A 24,700-nucleotide genomic window follows, 5' to 3' on the forward strand; every position below is an offset into this window, starting at 1 on the left:
CCCCGCGTGCGGTCAGACGGTGCGGAGGCGGTGGGCCAGGGCGGTGTGGCGGCGGCCTGCGCCGACGGTGCGGACGGCTTGGCCGATGGCGCGTTTGGAGCCGACCAGGACGACCAGCTTCTTCGCGCGCGTGACGGCGGTGTAGAGCAGGTTGCGCTGCAGCATCATCCACGCGCTGGTCGTGATCGGGATGACCACGCACGGGTACTCGCTGCCCTGTGAGCGGTGGATGGTCATGGCGTAGGCGTGGCTGAGCTCGTCCAGCTCGGAGAACTCGTAGTCGACTTCCTCGTCCTCGTCGGTGCGGATGGTCAGCTTCTGCTCGACCGGGTCCAGCGCGATGACGACGCCGAGCGTGCCGTTGAAGACGCCGTTCTTGCCCTTGTCGTAGTTGTTGCGGATCTGGGTGACCTTGTCGCCGAGCTTGAACACCCTGCCGCCGAAGCGCTTCTCGGGCAGGCCGTCCTTCGACGGCGTCAGAGCCTCCTGGAGCACGGTGTTGAGCGCGCCGGCGCCGGCCGGGCCGCGGTGCATCGGGGCGAGGACCTGGATGTCCTTGCGCGGGTCGAGGCGGAACTTGCGCGGGATGCGGTTCGCCACGACGTCGACGGTCAGCGCGGCGGCTTCCTCGGCCTCGTCGGTGCTGAACAGGAAGAAGTCCGGCATGCCCTGAACGATCGGGTAGTCGCCGCTGTTGATGCGGTGGGCGTTCGTGACGACGCCGGACTCCTGGGCCTGGCGGAAGATGTGCGTCAGGCGGACGTTCGGGATCGGGCTCCCCTGCGCCAGCACGTCCCTGAGCACCTCGCCCGCGCCGACGGACGGCAGCTGGTCGACGTCGCCCACGAGCAGCAGATGCGCGCCGGGCGGGACGGCCTTCACGAGTTTGTTGGCCAGCAACAGGTCCAGCATCGAGGCCTCGTCCACGACCACGAGGTCGGCGTCGAGCGGGTGGTCGCGGTCGTACGCCGCGTCGCCGCCGGGCTTGAGCTCGAGCAGGCGGTGGACGGTGCGAGCCTCGTGGCCGGTCAGCTCGGTGAGGCGCTTCGCGGCACGTCCGGTCGGGGCGGCGAGGACGATCTTGGCGCCCTTCGCCTTGGCAAGCCGGACGATCGAGCGGACCGTGAAGCTCTTGCCGCAGCCGGGACCGCCGGTCAGCACGGCGACCTTCTGCGTGAGGGCGAGCTTCACCGCGGCTGACTGGTGTTCTTCGAGTTCGGTGCCCAGCCAGGCGAGGGCCTTGTCCCAGTTGACCGCGGCGAAGCTCGGCATGCGGTCGTGGTCCGCGTGCAGCAGGCGTTTGAGCTGCGCGGCCATCGAGATCTCCGCTCGGTGGAACGGGATCAGGTAGACGGCGATCTCGTCGTCCGGGAGCTCCTCCCTGACGACGCCCTCCTCCTCGACCAGTTCGGCGAGGCAGTCGATGACCAGGCCGGTGTCGACCTGGAGGATCTTGATCGCGTCGCCGATGAGCTCCTGTTCCGGCAGGTAGCAGTTGCCGTTGGTGGTGGCCTCGGAGAGCGTGAACTGCAGGCCGGCCTTGACGCGCTGCGGGCTGTCGTGCGGGATGCCGACGGCCTTCGCGATGACGTCGGCGGTCTTGAAGCCGATGCCCCAGACATCGCTGGCCAGCCGATATGGCTCGTCCCTGACGACGTCGATGGACTTGTCGCCGTACTGCTTGTAGACGCGGACGGCGAGGCTCGTGGAGACGCCGACGCCCTGCAGGAAGACCATGACCTCCTTGATGGCCTTCTGCTCCTCCCACGCGTCCGCGATGAGCTTGGTGCGCTTCGGACCGAGCTTCGGGACCTCGATGAGTCTGTGCGGCTCGTTCTCGATGACGTCCAGGGCGTCGACGCCGAAGTGGGTGACGATCTTGTCCGCGAGCACGGGGCCGATGCCCTTGATCAGGCCGGAGCCGAGGTAGCGGCGGATGCCCTGGATCGTCGCGGGCAGGATCGTCGTGTAGTCGTCGACGAGGAACTGCTTGCCGTACTGCGGGTGCGAGCCCCAGGTGCCGCGCATGCGGATCGACTCGCCCGGCTGGGCGCCCAGCAGCGCTCCGACGACCGTGACCAGGTCACCTCGGCCGGTGTCGACCTTGGCGACGGTGTAGCCGTTGTCCTCGTTGGCGTACGTGATCCTCTCCAGGACCGCTTCGAGGACGTTCATGGAGCGAACCTACCTCGCGGGTCTGCACACGATCTTCACAACTTGTCCCGGCGTCCTCCACGACATACCCATAAAGTCGCCGGCATGACAGGTCAGCGAAGGGTGCTCGTCGTGGAGGACGACATCACGATCGCCGAGTCCGTGGCCGCGCGGCTGCGGGCGGAGGGCTTCGTGGTGGCGGTGGCCCACGACGGGCCCTCCGGGGTGGCTCAGGCTGCCGCTTTCACGCCTGACCTGGTCGTTCTGGACGTGATGCTGCCGGGGTTCGACGGGCTCGAGGTGTGCCGGCGGATCCAGGCGGCGCGGTCGGTGCCGGTGCTGATGCTGACCGCGCGAGGGGACGAGACCGATCTGCTGGTCGGGCTCGCCGTGGGGGCCGACGACTACCTGACGAAGCCGTTCTCGATGCGCGAACTGGCGGCGCGTGTGCACGTGCTGCTGCGCCGCGTGTCCCGGGCGGTGTCGTCGCAGTCGCTGGAGCTCGGGGATCTGCTGATCGACCTGGCCTCGCGGCGGGTGTCCCGTGCCGGCGTCGAGGCCCACCTGACGCCCACCGAGTACGACCTGCTGGTGTTCCTGGCCGAGCGGCCGTCCGCCGTGCAGGCCCGCGAACGGCTGCTGGCCGAGGCTTGCGGGTGGCACGAGGGGGCGTCGTCGCGCACGGTCGACTCGCACGTGAAGGCGTTGCGGCGCAAGCTCGGCGCCGACCTGATCCGGACCGTGCACGGGGTGGGGTACGCGCTGGAGGTGCCTAGCCGGCGGGTGTCTTCGTGAAGCGGGCCCTGGAGCTGCTGGACATGCTGCCGCGTCCGTTGGACTCGGTGCGGTCGATCAAGCTCAAGCTCGGGATCGTGATCGTGGTGTCCGGGTGCGTGTCGTTCGCCTACTTCCGTTACGTGACCGGGTGGTTGCCGCCGCGGACCACGTTGATCGCTTTGGTTCTGGGGCTGTTGACCTCGCAGCTCCTGGCTCACGGCATGACCTCGCCGTTGCGGGAGATGACTTCTGCGGCTCGTTCCATGGCTTCCGGGGACTACTCGCGGTCTGTCCGGGCCACTTCGTCCGACGAGGTCGGTCAGCTGGCGGAGGCTTTCACGGTGATGGCCGCCGATCTGGCCGCCGCCGACCAGCAGCGGCGGGAGTTGATCGCGAACGTGTCGCACGAACTGCGGACGCCGATCTCCGCCTTGCAGGCCGTGCTGGAGAACGTGGTCGACGGGGTGGCCTCCGCCGACGCCGCGACCATGCGCACCGCGTTGGCGCAGACCGAGCGGCTGGGACGGCTGGTCACCGAGCTGCTGGACCTGTCGAAGATCGACGCCGGGGTGCTGTCGCTGAAGCGGGAGACGTTGTCGGTGTCGTCGCTGGTGGCCGACGTGGTGGCCGAGGCGGCGGTGGCGGCTCCTGCCGCCTCGTTCTCGATCGACGTCGCCGGGGATCTGACTGTTTTCGCTGATGGGGAGCGGTTGCACCAGGTGTTGGTGAACCTGGTGGACAACGCCGCCCGGCACGGACCCACCGGGGGGTTGGTGTCCGTTTCGGGCAGTTGTACGGCTACCGCCGTGGTGCTGGAGGTTCGGGACGAAGGGCCGGGGATCGCCCCGGCCGAACGGTCGCGGATCTTCGAGAGGTTCACCCGAGGGGAGAGGGCGGGCGGTGGCGGGACCGGGCTCGGGCTCGCCATCGCCCGGTGGGTGGTGGACCTGCACGGCGGGACGATCGCCGTGGTGGACCCCGGGTCGTGCATCCGGGTGACCTTGCCTCGTTGACCTTGGCTTTTGCCTGACTCTTGTTCGCACCGCCGGGCGGTGTGACGGTGAAGCACGCCCGTTTCCGGGCTTGGGAGAGAGAAATGACTGACTCGACGCCACCGGCTGACTCGTCTGAGACGCCTGGGGAGAAGGCCGCCGCTCGGCGGAAGTACCGGCAGTTCCGGAAGGTGGGGTATCGGCCTGTCGCCGGGGGTGAGGGGGCCGCTGGGGCTGAGGACTCGGCCGATGCCGCGAGCGCGGCTGACGCGGGAGTTCCGGCGGGCACCGAGGGCTCGGCGGGTGCCGAGAAGGTCGGCGACTTGGCTGCTCAAGACGCCAACGCAGGCTCGCGCAGGGGTACCCCTGATTCGGGAACCCCCACAACTCAACCTACTCACGAGGTCCGACAAGATCAGCCGGCGAACGAGAGCCCAGCTGAGGCACCGCGGCCGTTGGGTGGGAGCCCTGCCGAGGCACCGCGGCCGTTGAGCGAGAGCCCAGCTGAAGCACCGCAGCCGGTGAGCAAGAGTTCCGGCAACGCGGCGCGGCCGGTGGGTGAGAAGCCCGATGAGGCTGCCCAGCCCACGCCGCCCACCCAGTCAGCGCAGGTGGCCACCGCCACCCTCCCCCCACCGTCCCCGTGGCAGGGCCCGCCCCGCTACCCCGCCGCAGCGGCCGCCATGACCACCCCGGGCCTCCCGTTCCTCCCCTGGTGGCGCCCACCCACCACGGGCGCCTCCAACAAAGCCCTGGTCGCAGGCCTGATCGCGGGCCTGGCCGGAGCGTTCCTGGGCCTCCCGCCGTGGCGCCCACCCACCACGGGCGCCTCCAACAAAGCCCTGGTCGCAGGCCTGATCGCGGGCCTGGCCGGAGCGTTCCTGGCCGTCCCGAACAACGGCATCGGCTGGTTCCTGGCCGGCCTGGCAGGCGTCGGCGGCGTGCTGTTCTACGCGGGCAAGCCCACCGTCGAACGGGCTCTGTGGCTGGCCGGCGCGCTGGCGTTCCTCGCGATGGGCTTCCTGCGGGCCGCGGAGTGGGTGTTCCCGCTGAGCCTGATGGCGTCGATGTTGTGCGGTTCGATCGCCATGGCCGGGGGCAAGACGGTCAAGGGGCTCGTGTTCGGGGCCGTGGGCGTGGGGCTGGGTGCACTGCGGTCCATTCCCTGGGTGGCCAAGGGGTTCCGCCGGCGGGGGCCGATCGGGATCCGGCCGTTCGTGTCCGTTGGTGTGGCGCTGGTGTTGCTGGTGGTCTTCGGGTCGTTGCTGGCCGGGGCGGACAAGGCGTTCAACGACTTCCTGGAAGGTCTGATCCCGGATCTCGACATCGGCGTCTACGTGCAGAAGACGTTCTACGGAGTTGTTGCGGCGCTTGGTGCTCTTGGCGCCTGCTACCTGGTGGCGGCGCCTCCGCAGATGGACGAGGACGCCGAGGGCAAGCCGGGGTCGTTGCGGCTCAAGGACTACGGGTTGCCCGTCGGGGTGCTCGTGGTGCTGTTCACCGGGTTCGTGGGGACGCAGCTCGCGGTTCTGTTCGGTGGCGAGGCCTACGTGATGAAGACGGCGGGCGTGACGTTCGCCGAGTACGCGCGGTCCGGGTTCTGGCAGCTGCTGTGGGTCACCATTCTCACGCTCGGCGTAATTGCCGGTGTCGCGCGGTTCGCCGTGAAGAAGACGGCGCGGGAACAGTTGTGGTTGCGGGTGTTGCTCGGTTCGCTCGCTGTTCTGACGCTGGTCATCGTGGCGAGTGCCTTGAGCCGCATGTGGTTCTACCAGCAGGCGTACGGGTGGACGGTGCTGCGGCTGCTCGTCGCGTCGTGCGAGGTGTGGCTGGCGGTGGTGTACCTGATGGTGATCGCGAGCGGGATCTCGTTGCGCGCCAACTGGTTGCCGAAGGCGATCGTGGGTACCGGCGCGGCCTTCTTCCTCGCGGTGGTGGCGATGAACCCCGAACGGGTGGTCGCCGACTACAACGTGTCGCGGTTCGAGGCCACGCAGAAGATCGACACGTACTACCTGTCGCAGCTGTCAGAGGACGCGGTGCCGGCACTGGTCCGGTTGCCCGCGCACGAACGCTCGTGTGCCTTGCGGTGGATGAAGAATCGCACCGTCGAGCAGGACTGGCGGGAGTGGAACCTGGCGCGCCACAACGCAAAGAAGTCACTCGAAAGTGTTGCGGTGACTGAGGTCACCTGTGAGGGCGGGTACTTGGGCGAGAGGTGATTGGTTACAACACTGTAAAGTTGCTCAGCTACCAGTTGCCGAGAGGGTGAGAAGTGACGCTGAAGTGACGATCGCGGCAGAACCCGTTGTCCTCCCATCGATGTTCACCGCAGGCGAGGCGCCCACACCGCGCACCCTCCTGGACATCCTGCGCGCGAGTGCCGAGAAGCACCCGAACGCGCTGGCCGTCGACGACGGCACCACCGCGCTGAGTTACCGCGCACTGATCACCGAAGTTCAGGAACTGTCCGAAAAGCTCAACGCCGAGGGCGTCGGGGTCGGCGACCGGGTGGGCATTCGCGTGCCGTCCGGCACCGTCGACCTCTACGTCTCGATCCTGGCGACCCTCGCGGCCGGCGCGGCCTACGTGCCCGTCGACTTCGAGGACCCCGACGAACGCGCCGAGCTCGTTTTCGGTGAGGCACAAGTGGGTGCCGTGCTCGGCGAGGGCCGATCCCTTGTGCCGCACGGCGCCACGCTCGGCGTGCCCGGCGAACCCGGTCTGGACAACGACGCGTGGATCATCTTCACGTCCGGTTCGACCGGCAAGCCCAAAGGCGTCGCCGTCACACATCGCAACGCCGCCGCGTTCGTGGACGCGGAGGCGCGCCTGTTCCTGCAGGACGAGCCGATCGGGCCGGACGACCGCGTGCTGGCCGGGCTCTCCGTCGCGTTCGACGCCTCCTGCGAGGAGATGTGGCTCGCGTGGCGCTACGGCGCCTGTCTGGTGCCCGCGCCGCGGTCGCTGGTGCGCACCGGCATGGACCTGGGTCCGTGGCTGGTGGAGCAGGAGATCACGGTCGTCTCCACCGTTCCGACGCTGGCCGCGCTGTGGCCCGTCGAGGCGCTGGACGACGTGCGGCTGCTGATCTTCGGCGGCGAGGCCTGCCCGCCCGAGCTGGCCGAACGGCTCGCCGTGGACGGCCGCGAGGTCTGGAACACCTACGGGCCGACGGAGGCCACGGTCGTCGCCTGCGCCGCGCGGATGGACGGCACGGGTCCCGTGCGCATCGGCCTGCCGCTCGACGGCTGGGAGCTCGTCGTCGTGGACGCCCAGGGCGAGGTCGTGCCCATGGGCGAGTCCGGCGAACTGGTGATCGGCGGCGTCGGCCTGGCGCGCTACCTCGACGAGGCCAAGGACGCGGAGAAGTACGCGCCGCTGCCCTCGATGGGCTGGGACCGCGCGTACCGCAGCGGTGACATGGTCCGCGCCGAGCCGGAGGGCCTCGTCTTCCTCGGCCGCGCGGACGAGCAGATCAAGCTCGGCGGCCGCCGGATCGAGCTCGGCGAGGTGGACGCGGCGCTGGCCGCACTGCCGGGTATCGCCGGTGCCGCTGCCGCCGTGCGCACGACCCGTGGCGGCAACCAGATCCTCGTCGGCTACGTGGTCCTCGACGGCGAGTTCGACCAGGAAGCGGCCATCGAGCAGCTTCGAGGCGAACTCCCCGCGGCTCTCGTGCCGTTGATCGCCGTCGTCGAGACGCTGCCGACGCGCACGTCCGGCAAGGTCGACCGCGCCGCGCTGCCGTGGCCGCTGGAGTCGATGGACACCGCGGGTGTGGTGTTCTCCGGTCTCGAGGGCTGGCTCGCGGAGCAGTGGGCCGCCGTGCTCGGCTCCGGGCCCGCCTCCGAGGGCGCGAACTTCTTCTCGTCCGGCGGTAGCTCGCTGGGTGCCGCCCAGCTCGTCTCGCTGGTCCGCACGCGGTACCCGAGCACGTCCGTGCAGGACATCTACCAGAACCCGACGCTGTACAAGCTGGCCCGGCGCCTGGAGTCGTACGGCCAGACGGCCGAGGTGCACGAGGTCGCGCCGACGCCGCGCTGGACCGGTGTCGTGCAGACGCTGCTGATGATCCCGTTGCTCACCATCGCCGGTGCGCGCTGGGTCGTGGCGCTGACGGCGTTGTCGAACGTGCTGGGCTGGACGTCGGTGTCGTGGTGGTGGGTCGCCGCAGGGGCCGCGGTGTTCCTGAGCCCCGCCGGCCGCCTCGCGATCTCCGCCGGTGGCGCCCGGTTGCTGCTGCGCGGCGTGAAGCCCGGCGAGTACCCGCGTGGCGGTTCCGTCCACCTGCGACTGTGGGCCGCCGAGATGCTGGCGCAGATGTCGCGCGCCACCGAGCTCTCCGGCTCCTGGGTCACGCACTACGCGCGGGCGTTGGGCGCGAAGATCGGCCCAGGGGTCGATCTGCACTCGTTGCCGCCGGTCACGGGCATGCTGAAGGTCGGGCGCGGCGCCGCCGTCGAACCCGAGGTCGACCTGTCCGGCTGGTGGCTGGACGGCGACAGGCTGCGCATCGGCCGCATCCGGATCGGTGCCGGCGCGACCGTTGGTGCCCGCAGCACGCTGTTCCCCGGTGCGCGGATCGGCAAGAAGGCCGAGGTGGCGCCCGGTTCGGGGGTCGTCCGGTCGGTGCCGACCGGTCAGCGCTGGTCAGGCGTGCCCGCCACCCGTGAGGGCAAGGCGTCGCGCTCGTTCCCGTCACGTCGTCCGACGCGGTCGCGCTTCTGGAACCTGATGTACGGCGTCTCGTCCGGCCTGCTGGCCGCGCTGCCGCTGCTGGCGGCCGCTCCGGCCCTGCTCTACGTGCTGCGCCGCCCGGTGACCCTGACGTCGGCGCTGTGGGACGTGCCGGTCGCCTCCGCGATCTGGTTCGGCTCGTACGCGCTGATCGTGCTGGTCGCCGTGCGCCTGCTGGGCATCGGCATGCGCGAGGGCTATTACCCCGTGCACAGCCGCGTCGCGTGGGCGGCGTGGACGACCGAGCGGTTGATGAACAACGCGCGCACGGCCCTGTTCCCGCTGTACGCGTCGCTGTTCACGCCGGTGTGGCTGCGGCTGCTCGGCATGAAGGTCGGCCGCAACGTCGAGGCGTCGACCGTGGTCGCGCTGCCGAAGATGACCAGGGTGGGCGACGGTGCGTTCCTGGCCGACGACACGATGGTCGCCACGTACGAGCTCGGCGGCGGCTGGCTGCGCATCGCCACGGCCCGTGTGGGCAAGCGGGCGTTCCTGGGCAACTCGGGCATGACGGCGCCCGGCCGCAACGTGCCGAAGGGCGGACTCGTCGGCGTGCTGTCGGCGGCCCCGAAGCGGGCCAAGGCCGGCTCGTCGTACCTGGGCATGCCGCCGATGAAGCTGCCGCGTGCCGCCGAGGTGTCGGACCAGTCGCGCACGTTCAACCCGCCGAAGCACCTCATGTGGGCGCGGGCGCTGGTCGAGCTGTGCCGCTTCGTCCCGGTCATGCTGAACGTCGCCCTCGTCGTGCTCGTGCTGTTCGCGCTGAAGGAGTTCGGGCTCTGGTGGTCCGGCGCCGTGCTGCTGGGCGCGGGCGTCGCCGCCTGCCTGGTCGCCGTCGTCGCCAAGTGGACGCTCGTGGGCCGGTTCAAGGTGCGCGAGTACCCGCTGTGGTCGGCGTTCGTGTGGCGCAACGAGCTGGCGGACACGTTCGTCGAGGTGCTCGCGGTGCCGTGGCTGATCGGGTTCTCCGGCGGTACGCCGCTGATGAACCTGTGGCTGCGCTCGCTGGGCGCGTCGGTCGGCCGTGGCGTGTGGTGCGAGTCGTACTGGCTGCCCGAGGCGGACCTGGTGAAGCTGGGCGCCGGCGCGTCGGTGAACCGGGGCTGTGTCGTGCAGACGCACCTGTTCCACGACCGGATCCTGCGCATGGACCGCGTCGAACTGGGCGCGGGGTCCACTTTGGGCCCGCACGGCATCGTGCTGCCCGGCGCGTCCGTGGGCGCTCACACGACCATCGGACCCGCCTCGCTGGTCATGCGCGGAGAGGATGTACCGTCGGGAACCCGTTGGCTGGGCAACCCGATCTCCGCGTGGACATGAGCTTCTCCGTACACCATTACGCACTAGAGCTTGACTACAAGCCGCACTCCGCGCGCCTGTCCGGGCGCGCGGTGCTGCAGGCTTCCTGCACCTCGCTGTCGTCGTTCTCGCTGTCCTTCGGTCCACTGCGGATCTCGAAGGTGCTCGTGAACGGCAAGCCGGCGCGCTACGGGCACGCGGGCGGGGTGCTGAACATCCGTGCGGCCGTGCGCGGTGCCTTCACGGTCGAGGTCCGGTACTCGGGCACGCCCGTGCCTGTCTCGACGCCGGAGTGGGGCGACCTCGGCTGGGACGAGCTCACCGACGGCTCGATCGTGGCCTCGCAGCCGATCGGGGCGCCGTCGTGGTTCCCGTGCCTGGACGAGCCCTGGTCGAAGGCGTCCTACCACCTGGAGGTCACCGCGCCCTCGCCGTACACGGTGGTGTGCAACGGGATGCTGGTGGACGGCAAGATCTCCGGCAGCACCACGCGCTGGACGTACTCGATGGCCGCGCCGATGGCGACCTACCTCGCGACCGTCCAGATCGGACAGTACGTCGAGGCCCTGCCGAACGTGTGGGCGCCGGCCCGGCTGCGCAGGCTCGTCGCGCACGACTTCGGCCGCCAGGACGCCATGATCGAGCTGTTCTCGTCGCTGTTCGGGCCGTACCCGTTCGCCAGGTACTCGGTCGTGGTGACCGATGACGCGCTGGACGTTCCCGTTGAGGCCCAAGGGCTTTCGACGTTCGGGTCCAACCACGTGGACGGGCGCCGGGGTTCGGAACGGCTGGTGGCACACGAGCTGGCGCACCAGTGGTTCGGCAACTCGGTCGGCATCGCCGCGTGGGAGCACATCTGGCTGAACGAGGGCTTCGCCTGCTACTCGGAATGGCTGTGGTCCGAGGCGTCCGGTGGCCGCTCCGCCGACGCTTGTGCCGCCAGCGCACGGGATCTGCTGCGACGGTTGCCGCAGAACCTCGTGATCGGACGACCGCCGCGGGCCGACTGGTTCGACGACCGGGTCTACCAGCGCGGAGCGTTGACGCTGCACGCACTGCGGCGCGAGATGGGCGACGACTCGTTCTTCGCGTTGCTGCGCGAGTGGTGTGCCCGCAACCGGCACGGCGCGGTGACGACCGAGGACTTCCTCGCGCTGGCAGGGCACCGGGACCTGCTCAACCGCTGGCTGTTCAAGCCGGAACTCCCCCTGCGGTGAACCTCCACACCAGCGGCGGACGGCCTCCCTTGGGCAGCGCCGACGCGTGCTGGCTGGTGCGTTCGAGGCCCGGCACGCGGTCCATCGTGCGCCCCAGGTTGGCGGGGTAGGGCCGGTCGCCGGTCAGGGACTCGGTCACGTCGAGCGCCTGCGCCGTGGTGAACTCGGGCCCGAGCAGGCCCGCGGTGAACGGCACGTCCCGCCAGAGCTTGTCCGCCAGCAACGGCCGGCAGTCGGCGACGATCCGGTCGTGGTCGAATGCCAGTGCGGGCACGGCGTCGAACGGGCTCCAGACCGCCACGTCCCCGGTCGGCCTGGTCACCGTGGCCCACAACGCGATCGACAGCGTCGGGCCGCGCGGGTCACGGGACGGCTCGTCGAACGTGGCGAGCTGACCGGTCGCCGTCACGGACTCCCCGGCGAGGCCCAGCTTCCCGGTGACGGCCCTCGTGGTCGCGTCACGCAGCCGCTCACCCCTGCCCAGCAGCACGCCGGGCAGTGCCAGCTCGCCCGCGAACGGCTCCTGCGCGCGCGACGCCACCCCCACGAGCACCGCACGTGCGTCCGGATCAAACCGGAGCACGATCACGTCCACCGACACCAACGTCGACTCGATCATGTCGTGGATTGTCCCGCACCACGTAGTCCGCCCTGGCCGGCCCCGCGCCGGTGACGAGCACGTCGACATCGAGCAGCTCCTCCAGGTAGGCCACGGGATCGGGCAGGTCGTCCAGGCTCGACCCCGTGGCCACCTTCAGGCCACGGGCGTCCAGGTGTGTCACGGCCAGGCCGTCGATACCCCCACAGCAATCGACGGAGTAGCGCAACAGTTCCGCGTCCAGGTGGCCGGCCCGCCACGCGCCCTGGAACTCCCCGGTGCCGTTGTGCGCCTCGGGGAACCGGTCCAGGACGGTCTGGTCCTCGGTCGGCAGCGGGCCCGCGCCGTGCCTCGTCTGGTAGGTCCTGGTCACGCCGATGACGCGGGCCGGGCGTCCGTCGAGCAGCTCACGCGCGTTGCGTGGCGTGGTGGTGGACCAGGTCGTGTGCGGGTGGAAGCCGTGGTTCTCGTCGAGAAGAACGCCTTGTGCGCCTTCGAAGACGAGCCGTCCTGCGGGCCTGTCGCCGGTCGTGATCCGGACGGCGTCGGCGAACGAGCGGTAGAGCATGACCAGCTCGTCCACGCTGATGCCGGCGCCGATCAGCGGCTCGTAGAAGCGGGCGAGCGCGTCCAGCCTGCGCCGCAACGTGGCGGGGTCGAGGCAGTCGCCGACGGTCGGAGCCGGACCCGGCTCCCCGATGACCTCCTGCCCCTCCACGACCTCTCCCCTGGCCGCACCCCCGAGCAGCCCGTACCAGGCGGTCTCGCCGATCCCCTTGCCGCACGAGCCGTGCCGGTCCCGGCCCCTGGCGTTCTCCCTCGCCCGGTTCGCGGCGATGTGGAACGGCGTGGTGAGCAGCGCCCGCGTGTCGATCGACATCAGCGAGAGCGGGTTCACGACGCCGAGCGCCTCCAGCTCGCGCGACTCGGTCGCGAGGGCGATCGGTTCGACGAGCACGAACCGGGAAAGCCGGGTCGGCACGCCCGCGAGCGTGCCGGACCCGAACTGGCTGAAGGTGTGGTGCCGTCCGTCGGCGATCACGTTGTGCGCGGCCTGCGCACCCCCGTTGAACCGCACGACGGCCGACACCGACCCGTCGGCGCACAGCGCGTCGACGACCGCTCCCTTGCCCTCGTCGCCGAACCCGAGCCCGACGACGATCACGTGGTCGTTCATCAGCTCAGCGCCACGTCGTCGGGGCCGTCGATGCCCAGCGGGGCGGCGGTGATCGACCGCGTTGCGCTGCCGACCGCGACCAGCGCCTTGCCGACGGCCTTGCTCTCGGCGACCGAGCCGATCTCGGCGAGGTCCACCAGGGCCTGGTCGAGGTCCACGACGCGTTCCTCCATGCCGATCGTCGCGGCGATCAGCTCGCAGACCGCGCCGGGGTCGTCCAGCTTGAGGAAGTTCTGCCCGAGGATCGTCCGCCAGTGCTCACCGATGGCGTCGTCGTTGTAGTACGACGACTGGTTGGGCAGGATGAAGTACACGTTCCACTTGCGGGCGAGCTCGCGGTACACCGACACCGGGTCGATGTCCTGCTTGACGTCGTCGCCGATGATCCGGCGGATGTGCTTGGCCTCCAGCCGCGGCTTGTTCAGCTCGTCTCCGATGATGAACAGGTAGCCCTTCCTGCCGCGCTTCTGCCACGCGTCGGTGACCACGTGCCGTGCCACGAAGTACGCGGCCAGCTCGTAGGACTCGCTCTTCTGCCCGCCGCCGTTGCCTTCGAGGAAGATGTCGCGCAGCTGCTCGTCCATGCGGTTGTCCGACTCGAACTGGCCGACCTGCAGCGGCACGCGGTCGCTGTCCGCGTCACCGATCCCGCCGAACATCAGCTGCGGGTCGGCGAGATATCCCTTGCGCTGCAACAGGCCGTGCAGCTTGCCGAGCTTGCCCTGCATGATCCGCGGCACGCTGCCCATCGAGCCGGTCACGTCGAACAGCACCGCGATCGGTGTCGAGTCGGCGTGGTCGGGCGAGTCGCGGCACTCGCGGTACTCGACGTTGAGCGGGTCGAGGCTCGGCGCCGCCTTCCAGCTCGACGCCGGTGCCGACTTGATCGAGGCGGTGTAGCCGAAGTCCGCGATTCCCTTGGCAGCACGGAAGGTCTTCGCTGCCGCGTAGGCGTTGTCGTCCCACTTGCCGTGTCCCATGGTCATTCTCCTTTTGGCAGAGCGAACGGGCGGAAAACCCGTGCGCCGTAGAGTTCTTCGAGCAGGTCGTCGTACTCGCCCAGCAGGTCGGCGGCATCGGGCCGCCGCGTCGGGTGTTCCTGCCGGCATCCGTCGGCGAAGGCTTGCTGCCGATGTTCGTTTCGGGCCAAGAGATCGAGCATCAGCGTGTGTGCCATGTGGACATCCGTCGCGGCCGTCACCGGCTCGCCCTGGAGCACTTCCGGCGGATAGGTGATGGTGCGGCTGGTCGCGAGGAGCCGCTGGCCCGACTCGACGGCGAACGACCAGCCGGCCAGCACGATCCCGTGTTGTTCCGGGTGCACCATGACGTTCTCGGCGGTGACCGCACCGTGCACGAGCCCGATCTGGTGCGCGCCGGCCAAAGCCTTGAGCAGCCTGCGATGCATCCACGCGTAGTCGCGGCCGTCCAGCCCGTTCGGGTACGCGCGTTTCACGTCTGCGAGCGTCACGAAGCCGTCGATGAGCGGGTCCAGCACCGTGAAGGCCCTCGAGCCCTTGGCGACTTCACCGGACGTGTCGAGCAACTGCGGATAGAAGGGCCGCAGCCACTGGTTCCGGTCGGTGAAGCGTTCCAACTCCCGCAGGGCGTGCCATTCGCCGTGCAGCAACGGGTTGAGGGCCGGGTTGCGCACCACCTTGACCACGTGCGGCCCGTCCGCCTCGTACAGGTTGGCGATGCTGCCGACCGCGAACGGCTCCCCGATGCGGTAGACGCCGGTCCTGGTCCTGAGCTCGACGCTCGTGCAGTGGATCCACTCGTGGTGCAGGCGGGTCAGGTTCGCCGACGCCTCGTGCGCTCGCGGGTGGTGCGGTCCGACCACGTCGGGGTGCAGCACCGAGGCCAGCGCGTGGTACAGGCGTTTTGCCTGCTTGCGCTTGCCGGGGTCGGTGGTGCGCGGGCCGAAGAGGGCCTCTGCCGATGCTGCGCCCTCGACCAGTTCCAGCGCCTCCGATGTGGTGACCATGGTTTGAGTCTTGCAGACTCAAACCCGGATTGCAACGGGTCCCCCGATGTGACCCGGACAGCACGATGGCCGGCGAGAGAGTCCTCGCCGGCCATCGTGACCTCTTCAGCCGCCGACCGGTCCGCCCGGCCCGCTGCCCTGGTTCAGCACAGGGCGTCGCGCAGCATCAACCGGTGGTCCTCCAGTAACAGGAGGACCTCAGCGCCGTACCGCTCCATCTGCAGGGGCCACTCCGCTGGATCAACAGCCAACTCCGCCGCCGGCCCGTCGGCCAGGACGGCCCCTTCGCCAGTGGCGATGTCCACCTCACCTCGATACCTGCCCGCCTCCCAGCTGAACGACACGAACACCACGATGTCCTCGATCCGAGCCGGATCCTCCACGCGCTTGAGCTCGAGCCAGGCGTCGAAGGGGAACTTCGCGGTCGATCGCCAGCCGGTTTGGAACCACAGCGCTGGATTCGCTTCGCGGAACACCTCCGCCGACTGCCTGAAGACACCGTCGAGGCGATTCCAGCACTGCTCCCACACGGCGAACTCGTTCACTTCGGAGCCTTCGGGATCTTGGTTTCTGCGATCACTGCCTTGAGCCCAGCTTGCCACGTCGGCCATGTTGCGGCTGATGATCGACACATGGTGCTCCGGATCGCCGTTGATCCCGCCATCCCACATCGCGACGAGGGCGGTGAACGACTTCCCGCCGAGGGCAGAACTCTGACCCGCTAAGAGGAACGGGCGGGCAACTGCGGCTGTCCGCCCGTTTTCGTGAGTTGACTCATGGTGTCCCCGTCCTCTGACGCCGGGTACCCGACTCCGATACGAGAGGAGGCACATGCTTTTCGTCGTCCTGGGCTGCTCGGTGGCCTTCGCGCTGCTCGTGGTGGAGGTGATCCACCGCCTGGTCCGCCGCTTCACCCACAGCGGCAAGATGTACCGGCCCGGCCAGGCGTTCGGGGTGGTGCTGGCCGCGCAGATAGTGCTCAGCGTCTACCCGATCAACGCACCGGTCACGTTGCACGCGCTCGGAATCGCGTTGATCCTGGCGGGAGCGTGGCTACTGGCCGCGCTGATCAGCACCCTCGTGGACGTCTCGCTGTCGCGGATCCGCACCGACGTCACGGACAACCGGCACGCGCGGCGGGTGCACACGCAGATCACGCTGGTGCGGCGGCTGGTGCTGGTGGTCATCGGCGTGCTGGCGATCGGCGCGATCCTGATGACGTTCCCCGGTGCGCGGGCGGTCGGGTCGACCGTGCTGGCCTCCGCGGCGGTCATCGGTGCCGTGGCGGCGTTCTCCGCGCAGTCGTTGCTGGGCAACCTGATCTCCGGGCTGCAGATCGCGTTCAGCGACGCGGTGCGGCTCGACGACGTCGTGGTCGTCGAAGGCGAGTGGGGGCGGGTCGAGGACGTCACGCTGACGTACGTGGTGCTGCACCTGTGGGACGACCGGCGGATGGTGCTGCCGACCTCGTACTTCCTCAAGACGCCGTTCGAGAACTGGACGCGCACGCAGTCGGAGCTGCTCGGGACCGTGGAGCTCGACCTGGACTGGACCGTGCCGGTCGAGGCGATGCGGCAGGAGATGCGGTCCATGCTGGAGGCCAGCGACCTGTGGGACGGGCGGGTGTCCGTTCTCCAGGTCACGCAGGCCACGCAGGGGTTCGTGCGGTTGCGGGCGCTGGTGAGCGGTGCGGACGCCGGCAAGCTCTGGGACCTGCGCTGCCTCACCCGCGAGCACCTGGTCGACTGGGTGCAGCGACAGCACGGCGGCGCGTTGCCGCAGATCAGAACCAAGGCCGTGACCGGGGTCAAGAAGGCCCAGCCCACCGGTGACCAGCACACGGACGCTCGGGTGTTCGGCGAGAGCGTCGACGGCGAGCTGCGGGAGCAAGCGTTTGCGGGCCCCAAGCAGTAAGACTGCCCGGAAATCAGGTGCAACCGCCTGCGGAACCCGTTCCGTCCTTCGATCATGAGAAGACCGCTCGCCGTCGCGTTCTGCGCGCTGGCTCTCGGCAGCTGTGGTACGAACGGGTCTCCAGCCGTGCCTTTGGCGGAGGTGCCGATCGTGTCCTCAGCAAAACCGGACAGGCTCCGGGTCGAGCAGGCGAAGCGCGACGGCCACCTCACAGTGCCACTGACGATCTCCGTGCGACTGGGACGCGACGAGGAGGTCGAGCAGGCACTGACGAAGCTGGGCGCGACCATCGAGTCGCGGGATCCCAGAATCGGCTACCTGCGCGCCGAAATGCCGGTCGACAAGGTGGAAGACGCGTATCTGATCAGCGGTGTGTCCGCGGTGGACGTGGAGGAGCCGCTCAACAACAGGCTCCCTGAACCGTAGAAAGCCCCAGGATCTCGTGGACCCTGGGGCTTTCTGCGTTCAACTGCGAGCTACTAGCTGACCGACTGGATGATCACGGCGCCGCCACCGACGACGACGTTCTCCGAAGTGCGCACCTCGAGGTCACCGCGCAGCACGCGGCCCGCGGCGGGCGCGCCCAGCGGCGTGATGACACCCGTTGCGCTCCAGGACGCACCGGCGGCGCGGTCGGCGTCGGTGTCCGAGACGGACAGCGTGCCGAGTCCGGCCGAGGTGAAGATGTCGAAGTAGTCGTACGCCGTGGTGCCCGCGGGCACCGCGTAGCCCTCCACCACGACCAGCCAGTTGCCGGCCGCCGGGTTGGCGATCGTCACCGACTCCTCGGAGTCCGCGTCCGCCGACTGACCGGCGGGCACGCAGGTGCCCGACGTGCAGTTGTAGACGATCAGGTCGAGGTCGGCGCCCACGTCGGCGGTGTTGCCGATCGTGGCGGTGAGCTTCGACGAGCCGGCCGAGACGGTGATCGGGTACTGCTGGGTCTCCGCGTCCGCGATCGTCAGACGGGCCTGCTTCGCACTGCCGAGCGCGGGCTGTGCCGCGAGCCGGCCGGTGAAGTTGGCCTGCGTGTTCGCGACGGAGTAGGTGCGCTCGATCGGCGTGCCCAGCGTCGCGGACGCGATGGTGTCCGGGTTCGGGCTGACCGACGTGCCGAGCACGGACGCGGTCACCGAGTACGGCGCCTCGTCCACGTCGGAGGTGCGGCGAGCCTCGACCACGATCTCCCACACACCGGCCATCGGGTTGGCGACCGTGCGGCTGGTGGGGGTGCCACCGGAACAACCGGCGCCCGCGTCCGGGTTGTAGCAGTTGGTCGAGCTGGTCACGTCGAGCGGCACACCCTGCGGGGTGTAGCGCAGGAAGCGGACCTGGCCCTTGCCCGCCTCGGCACCGCCGCCGGCCAGGTCGACCTTCAGCGCGCTCGTGCCCTTGGGCACGTTCACGTAGAGCGTCGCGGACTGGTTGCGCGCGATCTTGCCCGACTTGGTGACCGAGAACTTGTTGGCGGCGTTGAAGTTCTCCGCCGCGAACACGGTGTTCAGGGTCTGGGCGTCAACGCCGGGGGTCTCCGGGTTGTCGAGCTGCAGGACGGCGCTGTGCACGCCCGCGGTCTTGGCCTTGACCTTGACGGCGAACTGGACCGGCTTGTTCAGCGGCAGGTCGACCTTCTTCGGCGCCGTGAACGTGCCGTCGTTGCCCTTCCAGGAAACGTTGTACGTCTCGTCGTCGTGGCCCGTGGTGCGGGTCAGCGTGTAGGTGCGGGTGTACTCCTGGCCCGCGGTCACGCCTTCACGGTCGTGGATGCCGACACCGACGTTCGGGGTGGGCAGGATCTGTCCACTGAGGACGGTGTTGACCGCGACGGACGTGGTGACCTTGTCCGGCACGGAGTGCTTGTCCAGCAGGGTCCACGCGGCGTTGGTGTTGAAGAGGCCGGCGCCCTGCTCGTAGGCACCGAGGGTGCTCACGTAGTTCGCGCTGCGCTGGATCGCGTAGCGCAGCTCGGCGCTGGTCGGCTTCTGGCCGTTGTGCGTGGCCTTGAACGCGCTCACGAGCAGCGCGGCGGCACCGGTCGCCTGCGGGGCGGCCATCGAGGTGCCGTTGAACTGCGAGTAGCCGGGCGGGAGGGCGTAGGTGCCCGCCACCGGGCCACCGGGCTGCCAGCGCGGCGTGGTGGAGATCGCCGAACCGGGGGCGACGATGTTCGGCTTGAAGCCGCCGTCCTCGGCCGGGCCGCGCGACGAGAAGCCGTGCAGGTTCTGCTTCTGCGCGGTCTTCGAGCCGTAGTTGGAGAGCCAGGTCTCCTTGGTGATGTACGAGCCGACGCTCACCGCGTTCGTGGCGATCGACGGGTCACCGACCGTGTTCGCGCCCGCACCCGAGTTGCCCGCCGAGATGAAGATCTGGACGTTGTACTCGTCGATCGTGCGGTTGTAGAGCTCCGCACGGGCGTTGTTCGGGGCGTCGTAGTTCAGCGACGGGAGGCCACCGATGGAGATGTTCACGACGTCGGCGCCGTTGCGCGCGGCGTAGAGGACACCGTCGATGAGACCGGAGCTGGTGCAGGACGGCGTGGAGAGGCAGGCCTTGATGGCCATCAGCTTCGCGCCGGGGGCCGCACCGGACATCTTGCCGTCGAACAGCTTGTGCGCGGCGGTGATGCCGGCGACGTGCGTGCCGTGAGCCGCACCCGAGATGCCCAGGTTGACGTACGGGGTGCCCGCGTTGTCGTAGATCGAGCGGTCGGTCTGCACGACGAACGCCACGCGCTCGACGACAGGGGTCGCGGGGTTGTCGGTTCCGAAGAAACCGGTGTCCTGCTTGACCTTGTAGTCGATCATGCGCTTGTTGTTGGTGAAGTTGCCGTCACCATCGGTGTCGACGAAGACTTCCTTCGTCGTGATGTCCTGGATGACACCGAACGCGTCCGTGCGGTCACCGTCGCGGTTGATGTCGCCGCCGGTCTCGCTGTTCGCGAGGTTCAGGTCGCCCGCAGTCTCGCGGAAGAGACCGAACGAGTACGGGCCACCGGTCGCCGGCGCGGTCCACTCGCGGCCGCTGTCGGTGAACTTGCCGACGCGACCGGTCTTGGTCATGGTGACCCAGGTGCCGTCGCCGGAGTTCGTGGCGTTCGCGTTGTACCAGTCGATGATCTTGCGCTCACCGGTGCTGGTCGTCTGCAGCGCGGGCGTGTCCAGGTCGATGCCGGAGTCGATCACGGCGATCGTGGTGCCGCGGCCGTCCCACTTCGGGTGCGCGGTGGCGAACTGCGCCGCCTGCGTGTCCTGCGTCGGCATGTACGGGTTGGTGCGCGGCGTCTTCGAGTCAGGCGCCTTCTGCGGAGCGGGCTGCTCCATGCCCTCGGGACGCGGGTTGTCGAGGGCCACGAGACCGTCGACGTCCACCTTGCTGACCGACGCCAGCTTGGCGGCCTTCGCCGCGTTCTCCCGCGGGATGGTCACCTTGACGTAGTCGACGTCCTTCTCGGTCTTCTGGACCGTGGCGCCGAGCGCCTTGAGGTCGTTGACCGCGGCGTCGGTCTTGCCGGCCTCGGCGGCGACCAGCAGGTCGACGGTCGGCTTGCCCTCGCGGGTGGCCTGGTCGACGAGTGCCCGGTCCTGCTTGTCCAGCTGCTTGTCAGCGGCCGGCTGCTGCTGTGGTGCGTTCTGCGCGATGGCAGGGGTGGCGGCGAAGCCGAACCCGGTAGTGCCCAGCACCGCGGTCAGCAAGACCGTTCCGGTGCGGCGTCTCCAGTTCTTCACGGCGCATGTGCCCTTCGTGGGGTAAAGAGTGCTCCGAAGCACATCTCTTCCCCTCGCGAGGGGCAATCGTCGGACCGGACTAATTGTCAGATCCACATTGGACTGTTCAGCGGCTTGAACGGGCAGGGTTTTAATGCTGCACGTTTCTTTTGTGCTCTGGAACGAGCAACCGTCCTCCAGTCAAGAGCTGATGGAGGGGAATGTCAAGGCTGTGTCAACGGTGAACGGTGTTGCCGTGTAACAGGATCACGTCATCCGGCGATGGACCGATCGCTATTTCCGCCCATTAGAGAGCGCAATCTCGACCGCAGGCGTCCGACGACTCCCTGCCGGGTCGCGAGCGCTTTAGGCTGCGCACCGCACTCCGGGCAGTTGGCCCGATGCTTGGCGAGCGCCCGCTCGAGTTCCGTCACGTGCTCAGCGGTCCGTTCGGGCACCGAGTCCTTTTTGACCGAGAGCAGGCTCAGCTCGGTCAGCACGTGCGTGCCGCGCCGGAGCTGCGCCGCGGGCGTGATGGTGTGGAAGAAGATCAGGTTCCGGCTGCGCTTCGGCTCGAACCCCTGCACGTCGCACCACTCGACGAACGTCTCGTGGTCGAGGCCGTGCGACGTGATGCCCTGCGCCGAGACCTTGGTGCCCAGCTTGAACGTCCGCCACGCCACCGTGCCGCCCATGAGGAACCACAGGCCACCGAACACGTAGCCGTACCAGGGGCCGTCCAGTGCCGCGAGCGGACCGACCGCGGCCACGGCTGCGCCGAGGCCGAACAGGACCCATCTCCACCTGGTGTGCATGTCTCCATCCTGTTTACCCGATTCCGGGGCCTAGCATTGTTCGGTGCGAAACCAGGACGGCTGGATGCCAGTGCGGGCGGAATACCGCGGTCTGCCTGCCGTGCCTGCGGATCAGGTGGTCACGGGGCTGATTCCGCACGAACCACCTAACTTTCAGACGCCGGCGGCCCTGGGTTTGTTGAGTGAGCCCGTGTGCGTTGTCACCGGGCAGCGCGGGGTTGGGAAGACTCAGCTGGCTGCGGCTTACGCGCGGCAGCGGGTGTCGGACGGGTGGTTGGTGGCGTGGATCGGGGCGGAGACTCCTGACCAGATCACGGCTGGGATGGTCGAACTGGCTGATCGACTTGGGTTGTACCGGCCGGAAGACAGCGTCGAGGTCGCAGTCGCGAGAGTCCGCAACCACCTCCAGATACGGTCCGGACCTGCGCTTTTGGTGTTCGACAACGTGGTGTCGCTGGACGCGGTCCGGCCGCACCTGCCGTCCGTCGGTGCTTGTCAGGTCTTGATCACCAGCACCGTGCGCGGATCGCAGATCGGACACGGCGTGCCGGTGGAGATCTTCACACCAGAAGCCGCAGCGCGATTTCTGCACGAGGCCACCGGACTCGACGGCAACGCCGCCGATCTCGCCACCGAGCTCGGACATCTGCCGTTGGCGCTCGCCCAGGCCGCGGCGCGAATGAGGGCTGCTCGATGGGATTTCGCCAAATACCTGGAGAAATTCCGGAATTTCCCAGTGGAGAAGCACCTCAACCGGCGCGACGGCGACCCGTATCCGGTCGGCGCCGCCACCGCGATCCTGATGGCACTGGAACCGTTCCAGCACAGCGAACTCGTGCGGATCCTGGCGGTGCTGTCGCCGGACGGCGTATCGAGACAGGTGCTGGGCGACTCCGCGGACGACGAGCTGGTGGCGCTGTACGAGGCGTCGCTGGTGGAGTTCGCCGGCGAGAACTCCGTGATCATGCATCGGCTGGTGCAGCGCGTGATCCGAGACCTGGACAACGGAGCTGCGCTCGCTGCAAGGCTGCTCCTCGACCGGGTCGAGTTCGGTGGCGATGCCTGGCAGCGCCGCCACTCAGGCAACGAGCTCGTGCGGCAGATCGAGGCGCTGTGGGCCAACACGGGCGCACAGCACGCGTCCAAGCCCGTGCTGCTCCTGCGGCTGTGGGAAGCGGGCTTTCTGGGCAGCATCGCGAACCTCACCCGAGCCGGAGCGATCAGCGAGGAGGTCTACGCGGAAAGCGTCGCACGGTTCGGCGACGACCATGAGCTCCTCCTCGAAGCTCGCCGGATTGCCTCGGCCACCACGCTGAGCGGAACGGAGGAGCTGTTGTCCCAGTTGCGGGTTGATCTGGTCACCAGCCGTGAGATTCACGGCGCAGAACACCCGAACACACTCGTCGCGGCGAGGATCCTCGGCCGGTACTGCATCAAGTCCGGTCGAGGGGACGAAGCCGTCGCAGTGCTCGAACCGTGGCGGGACCAGCCGCTCGACACGACTGATCTCTTCGATGCCCTGGACGATCTCGGCTACGCCTACACACTCGCTGGACGGCCTGAGGACTCGGTCGTGGTGCTCGAACGCTCCCTCAAGGCGAGGCCAGCATCGCTGTACACGCAGACGCTGCTCAGCGATGCGTACGGAATGCTTGACCGGGTAGTCGACGCACGCAGAGTGTGCGAGCAGGTCTGGGAAACGCATCGACGCACATCAGGTCCCGACCATCCGGACACCCTGTTCGCCGCTGGAAAGCTCGCCGCAGCCCTTTTCCGGACCGGCGAGCCCGAACTGGCGAAAAGCCTGTTCCTGATCGTGCGCGCTATCGGCATCGACTTGTTCGGACCCGATCATCTGCTGGTGACCACGTCCGAAGGCGCGCTGCAGATCATTCGGGACGCCTGACAGCCGGTCAGGCGCTACCTTGCGCCCATGGACCTGAAGCCGGTCGCCGACGAGCTCTACGGCCTGCCTCCGAAGGACTTCACCGCGGCCCGCAACGCCGCGGCCAAGCAGGCCGACGACAAGGACCTGGCCAAGGCCATCCAAGAGCTCCGCAGGCCCACGGTGGGCGCCTGGGCGGTCAACAAGCTCGTCAGGGACGCGCCAGAGGGCCTCAACGAAGCCCTGGGCCTCTCCACGGCCCAGCTGACCATGCGGGAGCTGGGCCGCAAGCGCAAAGAGCTCCTGGAGGCGCTGGTCTACCGAACCCTGGAGCTGACCGGCCCGCTCGCAGACGACGCGGTAACGCAGGTCCGCAACACCCTGACCGCCGCAATGGCCGACCCGGAGTCGGCAGAGCAGGTGCGCAACGGCCACCTGACCAAGGGCCTGGAGTACTCGGGGTTCGGCTTCGCGCTGCCGACACCCGAACCGGCGCAGGACGGTGAGGACGCACTGGCCCGCAAGCGGCGGGAACGGCAGGAGCGCAAGCGGGCCGAGGCGCAGCAGGCGCTGGACGAGGCCGAGCAGGCGTTGGGTGAGGCGCAGGCCGACCAGCTGGCGGCGCAGCGGGCGTTCGACCGGGCCGCGGAACGGCTGGAGGACGCCAAACGGGTGACCTCTGGCGCGGAGAAGGCGCGGAAGGCGGCGGAGCGCAAGCTCCAGGACCTGCAGTGATCAGGCGATCACCCGATGAGCCGAACCTGAAGGCCAGCTGAAGGAATTGAGCCTGGTCACAGTCAAAGGCGACCGGAACACAGCAGTCCGGTTGTACGTTCAACAATGTGGTTGGCCGCTGGCGCTCGAGCTGGTCGCCAGGGCGATCCGACACCCCCAGGTCGGAAAAGCCCTTCCGCAGGCGGTCCGTGCTCGCGCCGCGGTCAACCCGCCGTCGACCGGCACTCCGGTAAACCCCCCTCACCGGTAGTGGCGGTCGACGGCACCCTCAGAGGTTGTACTGGTCGTGGCGCTCGTAGAACGCGACCAGCTCCTCCGGGGAGAGGCCCTTCGCCTCCCGGACCTCCAGGAAGAAGTTCTCGCGGGCGATCCCCGGTGAGAACAGGATCAGCATCCGCACCGGGGCGTCGCTGTCGTTGCGGAACGCGTGGGGGCGATCAGCCGGCACGTAGAGGAAGTCGCCCTCGCCCGCGGTCGTCCACTCCTCGCCGTCCAGCAGCGTGATCTCGCCTTCGAGCACGTAGAACGACTCCGAGAACGTCTTGTGGAAGTGCGGGCGCGCGCCTGGCTGGCGGGCCTCCATCCGCCACTCGAACAGGCCGAACTCGCCGTTCGTGACCGACCCTGGCGCGACAAAACGCGTGGTCGGAGTGGTGAAGCCCACCTCGGAGGCCGGTCGGAAGCTCACTACGTCATCCCCCCAAAA

18 protein-coding genes are annotated in these 24,700 nt (G+C 68.8%); 9 read left to right on the forward strand and 9 right to left on the reverse strand.

Going from position 1 to position 24,700, the window contains the following annotated elements; translation table 11 throughout:
* Positions 1–12: 12 nt before the first annotated feature.
* Complete coding sequence (recD2, locus tag ACSHWB_RS08230) at positions 13–2,175, reverse strand: SF1B family DNA helicase RecD2 (RefSeq protein ID WP_439661485.1); 2,163 nt, start codon at positions 2,173–2,175, stop codon at positions 13–15.
* An 84-nt stretch (positions 2,176–2,259) separates the two neighbouring features.
* Between recD2 and ACSHWB_RS08235 the strand changes: the two genes are divergently transcribed.
* The 5 genes from ACSHWB_RS08235 to ACSHWB_RS08255 all read left to right on the forward strand — a co-directional run bounded on the left by ACSHWB_RS08235 (position 2,260) and on the right by ACSHWB_RS08255 (position 11,179).
* Positions 2,260–2,949 (forward strand): response regulator transcription factor, encoded by a 690-nt coding sequence (locus tag ACSHWB_RS08235; RefSeq protein WP_439661486.1) that lies wholly within the window; start codon positions 2,260–2,262, stop codon positions 2,947–2,949.
* Positions 2,950–2,972: 23 nt separating this feature from the next.
* Complete coding sequence (locus ACSHWB_RS08240; RefSeq protein WP_439664545.1) at positions 2,973–3,944, forward strand: HAMP domain-containing sensor histidine kinase; 972 nt, start codon at positions 2,973–2,975, stop codon at positions 3,942–3,944.
* Positions 3,945–4,444: 500 nt separating this feature from the next.
* Positions 4,445–6,145: a DUF4153 domain-containing protein gene (locus tag ACSHWB_RS08245; protein WP_439661487.1), complete on the forward strand. Its 1,701-nt coding sequence runs from the start codon at positions 4,445–4,447 to the stop codon at positions 6,143–6,145.
* Between the two features lie 100 nt (positions 6,146–6,245).
* Positions 6,246–9,983 carry a Pls/PosA family non-ribosomal peptide synthetase gene (locus ACSHWB_RS08250; protein ID WP_439661488.1) on the forward strand — a complete coding sequence of 1,246 codons (3,738 nt, stop codon included), beginning with the start codon at positions 6,246–6,248 and terminating at the stop codon, positions 9,981–9,983.
* Positions 9,980–11,179: a M1 family metallopeptidase gene (locus tag ACSHWB_RS08255; RefSeq protein ID WP_439661489.1), complete on the forward strand. Its 1,200-nt coding sequence runs from the start codon at positions 9,980–9,982 to the stop codon at positions 11,177–11,179. Before ACSHWB_RS08250 ends, ACSHWB_RS08255 begins: the two co-directional genes overlap by 4 nt.
* On the opposite strand, the gene ACSHWB_RS08260 is transcribed toward ACSHWB_RS08255, so the two are convergent.
* The 5 genes from ACSHWB_RS08260 to ACSHWB_RS08280 all read right to left on the reverse strand — a co-directional run bounded on the left by ACSHWB_RS08260 (position 11,154) and on the right by ACSHWB_RS08280 (position 15,612).
* A complete protein-coding gene (locus ACSHWB_RS08260) occupies positions 11,154–11,798 on the reverse strand; it encodes an NUDIX hydrolase (RefSeq protein WP_439661490.1) in 645 nt (214 codons plus the stop codon). The genes ACSHWB_RS08255 and ACSHWB_RS08260 overlap by 26 nt on opposite strands.
* Positions 11,749–12,954 (reverse strand): adenylosuccinate synthetase, encoded by a 1,206-nt coding sequence (locus tag ACSHWB_RS08265; protein WP_439661491.1) that lies wholly within the window; start codon positions 12,952–12,954, stop codon positions 11,749–11,751. The genes ACSHWB_RS08260 and ACSHWB_RS08265 overlap by 50 nt, the downstream gene beginning before the upstream one ends.
* On the reverse strand, positions 12,954–13,934 hold the full coding sequence (locus ACSHWB_RS08270) for a hypothetical protein (RefSeq protein WP_439661492.1): 981 nt from the start codon (positions 13,932–13,934) through the stop codon (positions 12,954–12,956). Before ACSHWB_RS08270 ends, ACSHWB_RS08265 begins: the two co-directional genes overlap by 1 nt.
* 2 nt (positions 13,935–13,936) lie before the next feature.
* Positions 13,937–14,941 (reverse strand): adenylate cyclase, encoded by a 1,005-nt coding sequence (locus ACSHWB_RS08275; protein WP_439661493.1) that lies wholly within the window; start codon positions 14,939–14,941, stop codon positions 13,937–13,939.
* Between the two features lie 143 nt (positions 14,942–15,084).
* Positions 15,085–15,612 carry a hypothetical protein gene (locus tag ACSHWB_RS08280; RefSeq protein WP_439661494.1) on the reverse strand — a complete coding sequence of 176 codons (528 nt, stop codon included), beginning with the start codon at positions 15,610–15,612 and terminating at the stop codon, positions 15,085–15,087.
* A gap of 160 nt (positions 15,613–15,772) precedes the next feature.
* Between ACSHWB_RS08280 and ACSHWB_RS08285 the strand changes: the two genes are divergently transcribed.
* Positions 15,773–16,855, forward strand: coding sequence for a mechanosensitive ion channel family protein (locus ACSHWB_RS08285; protein WP_439661495.1), 1,083 nt, complete (start codon positions 15,773–15,775; stop codon positions 16,853–16,855).
* Between the two features lie 54 nt (positions 16,856–16,909).
* Positions 16,910–17,281: a hypothetical protein gene (locus tag ACSHWB_RS08290; RefSeq protein WP_439661496.1), complete on the forward strand. Its 372-nt coding sequence runs from the start codon at positions 16,910–16,912 to the stop codon at positions 17,279–17,281.
* Positions 17,282–17,334: 53 nt separating this feature from the next.
* Here ACSHWB_RS08290 and ACSHWB_RS08295 read toward each other — a convergent pair whose 3' ends face one another.
* Together ACSHWB_RS08295 and ACSHWB_RS08300 are read right to left on the reverse strand one after the other, a co-directional pair.
* Positions 17,335–20,580, reverse strand: a complete 3,246-nt coding sequence (locus ACSHWB_RS08295) for a S8 family serine peptidase (protein ID WP_439661497.1) — start codon at positions 20,578–20,580, stop codon at positions 17,335–17,337.
* Positions 20,581–20,831: 251 nt separating this feature from the next.
* Positions 20,832–21,374 (reverse strand): hypothetical protein, encoded by a 543-nt coding sequence (locus tag ACSHWB_RS08300; RefSeq protein WP_439661498.1) that lies wholly within the window; start codon positions 21,372–21,374, stop codon positions 20,832–20,834.
* Between the two features lie 43 nt (positions 21,375–21,417).
* On the opposite strand from ACSHWB_RS08300, the gene ACSHWB_RS08305 reads away from it, so the two are divergent.
* Entirely contained in the window at positions 21,418–23,280 is a 1,863-nt protein-coding gene (locus ACSHWB_RS08305; protein WP_439661499.1) for a tetratricopeptide repeat protein, read from the forward strand.
* Between the two features lie 27 nt (positions 23,281–23,307).
* Entirely contained in the window at positions 23,308–23,994 is a 687-nt protein-coding gene (locus ACSHWB_RS08310) for a hypothetical protein (RefSeq protein WP_439661500.1), read from the forward strand.
* A gap of 268 nt (positions 23,995–24,262) precedes the next feature.
* Here ACSHWB_RS08310 and ACSHWB_RS08315 read toward each other — a convergent pair whose 3' ends face one another.
* Positions 24,263–24,682, reverse strand: coding sequence for a cupin domain-containing protein (locus tag ACSHWB_RS08315; protein ID WP_439661501.1), 420 nt, complete (start codon positions 24,680–24,682; stop codon positions 24,263–24,265).
* Positions 24,683–24,700: the final 18 nt, after the last annotated feature.

Source organism: Lentzea sp. HUAS TT2, from assembly GCF_051853195.1.
GTDB lineage: Bacteria > Actinomycetota > Actinomycetes > Mycobacteriales > Pseudonocardiaceae > Lentzea.